The organism is Candidatus Deferrimicrobiaceae bacterium (assembly GCA_035256765.1).
GTDB lineage: Bacteria > Desulfobacterota > Deferrimicrobia > Deferrimicrobiales > Deferrimicrobiaceae > CSP1-8.
Genome location: DATEXR010000134.1, coordinates 1 through 4,544, shown reverse-complemented (window position 1 = coordinate 4,544; position 4,544 = coordinate 1). Strand labels below are relative to the sequence as shown.

3 protein-coding genes are annotated in these 4,544 nt (G+C 67.8%); all 3 read right to left on the bottom strand.

The window, feature by feature from the left end; all coding sequences use genetic code 11:
- Positions 1-288 precede the first annotated feature (288 nt).
- A complete protein-coding gene (gene tal / locus VJ307_04605; GenBank protein HJX73417.1) occupies positions 289-1,425 on the bottom strand; it encodes a transaldolase in 1,137 nt (378 codons plus the stop codon).
- Positions 1,426-1,810: 385 nt separating this feature from the next.
- Entirely contained in the window at positions 1,811-3,829 is a 2,019-nt protein-coding gene (gene tkt, locus VJ307_04600) for a transketolase (protein HJX73416.1), read from the bottom strand.
- A gap of 89 nt (positions 3,830-3,918) precedes the next feature.
- On the bottom strand, positions 3,919-4,544 hold a 626-nt coding region (locus VJ307_04595), incomplete at its 5' end, for an OmpA family protein (GenBank protein ID HJX73415.1).

Genomic DNA, 4,544 nt, shown 5'->3' with positions numbered 1-4,544 from the left:
AGGGCCGCTGCATCCGCTCCGGCTTTGTTGCCCTCCCTCACCGTACCGCAGCGGGTACGCTTCGGTCGGGCGCCTCGCCGGAAGCGGCGCATCGACCCTCTCGGTGCACGGCCTCTTCGGCAACGGACCCCGGGAGGCCGGCCTCACTGCGCCCCCACTCCTTCGGCTTGCCGCGCTATTTCGGCGCCCGCTCGCCGCCGGTTCCGCTCGCCGGGGACATTCCTGATTCATCTCCGGGATGCGGGAGAGGAGTGTCCCCGCCCACGCCGTGTTCATGGAAGGTCGCACTCAGGCGACCTCCGCCCCGCCGAGCTTCCGCTCGATCGCCTCCAGCAGCTTTTGGTAGGAGTCCGTGAAGCTCTGGACGCCGTCCCGGACCAGCCTCTCGCACACCTCCTCGATCCCGATGTCCAAAAGACCGAGATCGTCCAGAACCTCCCTCGCCTCTTTTTCCCTTCCCGTCAGGGTGTCGGCGACCTTTCCGTGGTCGCGAAAGGCGTCGATCGTCGCGAGGGGCATCGTGTTGACGGTGTGGGGTCCGATCAGTTCCTCGACGTAGAGCACGTCCGAGTACTTCGGGTTCTTCGTCCCCGTGCTCGCCCACAGCGGTCGCTGCGCCTTCGCCCCCTTCGCCGTGAGCTCTTTCCACCGCGGGACGGAAAAGATCTCCCCGAACCTCGCGTACGCCAGACGCGCGTTGGCGACCGCCACCCGCCCTTTCAGGGAGATCGCCGTCTCGGCCTTGGGCGATCCCGGCCACCGGGGGATCACCTCATCGAGCAGCCGGTCCACCGCCGTGTCCACCCGGGAGACGAAGAAGGAGGCCACCGACGCGACCCGGCCCGGGTTTTTCCCCTGGGCGACAAGCCGCTCCACCCCGCGGATGTAGGCTTGCGCCACCTCTTCGTACCGCTTCACGGAAAAGATGAGCGTCACGTTGACCGGGATCCCCCGCGCTACCGTTTCCTCGATCGCGGGCAGCCCTTCATGGGTCCCGGGGATCTTGATGAGAACGTTCGGTCGAGAGACGGCGCGGAACAACTCCTCCGCTCTCGCGATCGTCCGGTCCGGGTCGTACGCCAGGTCCGGGTCGACCTCGAGGGAGACGAAGCCGTCCGAGCAGGACGAGGCGTCGTAGACGGGCCGCAGCACGTCGGCGGCGTTCCGGATATCCTCCGTCACGATCTCCTTGTACGCCTCCATCACGCCGGCCTTCCGGTCCGCCAGGGCCTGGATCTGCTTGTCGTATTCCCGCCCCCCCGAGATCGCCTTCTCGAAGATCGTCGGGTTGGAGGTGACCCCCGTGATCCCGTCCCCGGAAACCAGACGCAACAGCCCCCCGGACGAGACCAGCCCGCGCTCGATGAAGTCCAGCCACGGGCTCTGGCCGAGCTTTCCCAGTTCCACGAGAGGATTCGTCCCCATGCAAGCTCCTTTCCCGGAAAAAATCGATACCGGTTCCTTAGTGCAGCGTATCGTAGTTACGGCCTCGTATCGAGCCGAGGCCCCGAGTCATTTCCTCTCCCGGTCCCAGGGGCTCGCGGGGGGCTATCGCTCCGCAGCCTCGGAGGGGGGCTCCGTTCGTGGCTCGCCGTGCGGTGAACCTGCACGGCTGCGCTCCGGTCTCCCGGCCTCACTGCGCCCCCACTCCTTCGGCTTGCTGCGCTCTCCGGCAGCCGCGAAACGTCGCGTGCCACCAGTCACCGGGAACATTCCGGGGACATTCCGGGGACATTCCTATTTCGAGTAGTATGTTGAGGAGTGTCCCCCCGAGCGTTGAGGAGTGTCCCCGCCCAGCCGCTCAGCCCGTCTACGTTTTCCCGAGCAAAGCCTTCGCGCGGGCTGCGACGTTCTCGGGAGTAATCCCCAGCTCCCGGAAGATGCGCGCGGCCGGCGCCGAGGCGCCGAAGCGGTCGATTCCCACGGAGGCCCCGCCATCCCCCACGTATCGCTCCCAACCGAACGTCGCCGCCGCTTCCACCGAAACCCTCGCGCGCACGGAAGGCGGAAGGACGGAACGGCGGTACGCGTCGTCCTGCTCCTCGAACCGTTCCCGGCACGGGAAACTGACCACCCGCGCGGATATCCCTTCCGCCTCCAGGAGTTTCGCGGCCTCGAGGGCGACGCACACCTCCGAGCCGGAGGCAAGAAGGATCACCGCGGGATTCCCGTTCCCCCCTTCTTGGAGGATGTACGCGCCCCGGAAGACGTTTCCTTCCCGGTAGACGTCCTCCGGGGGAAGGACCGGGACGTTCTGCCGGGTGAGCGCGATCGCCGTGGGACCCGCGGTCCGCTCCATCGCCATCTTCCACGCCGCGGCCGTCTCGTTGGCGTCGGCGGGCCGGATGACGTACAGGTTCGGGATCGCCCGCAGCGCCGGCAGATGCTCGATCGGCTGGTGGGTCGGCCCGTCCTCGCCAAGCCCCACGGAATCGTGGGTGAAGACGTAGATGGCCCTGACCCCCGTGAGCGCCGCCAGCCGAATGGAGGCCCGCATGTAGTCGGAGAAGATCAGGAACGTGGCGCCGTACGGGATGACCCCCCCGTGGCGCGCCATCCCGGTGAGGATCGCCCCCATCCCGTGCTCGCGCACGCCGAAGTGGAAGTTCCTCCCCCCCGGCGGCGCGTCCGGGAGAAACTCCCCGCCCCCCTCGATCAGCGTCTCCGTGGAAGGGGCCAGGTCGGCCGAACCCCCCGCCAGTTCGGGGACCCGTTTCGCAATCGCGTTGATCACCTTCCCCGAGGCCTTCCGCGTCGCCATCGGGGCGGTCTCCGCGGGAAAGGAGGGCAGGTCCTTCTCCCACCCTTCGGGGAGATCCCCCCACATGACCCTCTCCCATTCCATGGCCAGGTCCGGGTAGGCGCCCATGTACGCCGCCATCTTCAGGCGCCACTCCCGCTCCATCGCCTCCCCGCGGGGAACCGCCTCCCGGTAGTGCGCCAGGACGTCGTCGGGCACGTAAAAGTCCGGTTCCTTCGGCCAGCCGAGCGCCTCCTTCGTGAGCGCCACCTCCTTCTCCCCGAGGGGGGAGCCGTGGGCCTCCGCGGTGTCCTGCTTGTTCGGGCTGCCATAGGCGATGTTCGTCCGGACGATCACGAGCGTCGGTCTCGCCCGCTCCGAAAAAGCCGCTTCGATCGCCCGGGTCATCCCGTCGAGGTCGGTGTTCCCATCGGAGGCCGTGAGGACGTTCCACCCGTAGGCCCGGAACCGTCCGCCGACATCCTCGCGGAATGCCAGATCGGTCGATCCCTCGATCGTGATCCGGTTGTCGTCGTAGAAGGCGACGAGGTTGCCAAGGCGGTGGAAGCCGGCCAGGGACGCGGCCTCGGAGGCGACTCCCTCCATGAGATCCCCGTCGGAGCAAAGCGCCACGATCCGGTGGGAGACGATCTCGTGCCCGGGGCGGTTGAACCGGTGCGCCAGCAGCCGCGACGCCATCGCCATCCCTACGGCGTTCGAAATCCCCTGCCCCAGCGGGCCGGTGGTCACCTCCACCCCCGGCGTGTGCCCGGCCTCGGGGTGTCCCGGGGTCTTGCTCCCCCACTGCCGGAACGCCTTGATCTCCTCGAGGGAAAGGTCGAACCCGGTGAGGTACAAGAGGGAGTACAGGAGCATCGACGCATGCCCGCAGGAGAGGATGAACCGGTCTCTGCCGGGCCAGTCGGGGTTCCTCGGGTTGTACCGGAGGTGTTTCGTCCAAAGAAGGTACGACAGCGGGGCAAGCGCCATGGGAGTTCCGGGATGGCCGGACTTCGCCTTCTGCACCGCGTCGACGGAGAGAAAGCGGATGGCGTTGATCGAACGGAAGGTGAGGGAATCACGGTTCACGGGAGTTGCCCCCTGATTGGTTTACCGAACGGAATGCGGGATTCCCCCCGGAACCCCCTTCGTGGTGAAACGGGCACAGGGGGGATCGGCTATCCTCCCTGCCCCTGCTGCGCCTGCAACTTCTCGTTCGGCCGGATCTCCATCTGGACCCGCCGGTTCAGCTGCCGGCCCTCCGCGGTCGCGTTGTCGGCGATCGGGTCGGTCTCCCCGTACCCCCGGACGCTCAGCCGGGCCGGAGGCACGCCGGTTCCCACGAGAACGTCCCGCACCCGCATCGCGCGGCGCTCGGAAAGGGACTGGTTGTACTCGTGGGAGCCGGTGGAGTCGGTGTGCCCTTCCACCGTCACATAGGTATCCGGGTATTTGACCAGCACGTCCGCGGCCGTCGCCAGCGGCTGTTTGGCTTCGGGCCGGACCTGGTCCTTGTCCACGTCGAAGAGGATTCCCGAAGGGAGGGCGACGTACAGCTTGTCCCCCTCCCTCTCTACCGCCGCATCCGGTAGGCGCCGTTTCAACTCCGCCGCCTGGCGGTCCATGTAATTGCCGATCACTCCCCCCACCAGCGCCCCGGTCACGCCACCGATCAGTGCCCCGCGACCGGCCCGTTTCCCCCCGATGAGCGCGCCGGCTCCCGCGCCGACCGCACCGCCCGCAAGCGCCCCGATCGCGGTCCTCTTGTATTCCTTCGTTCCGTCGGGGTTGGTGGCGCACCCGG

Coding starts and splice junctions, on each gene's coding strand:
- tal (HJX73417.1), bottom strand. CDS start 1,425: ATGGGGACGAATCCTCTCGTGGAACTGGGAAAGCTCGGCCAGAGCCCG.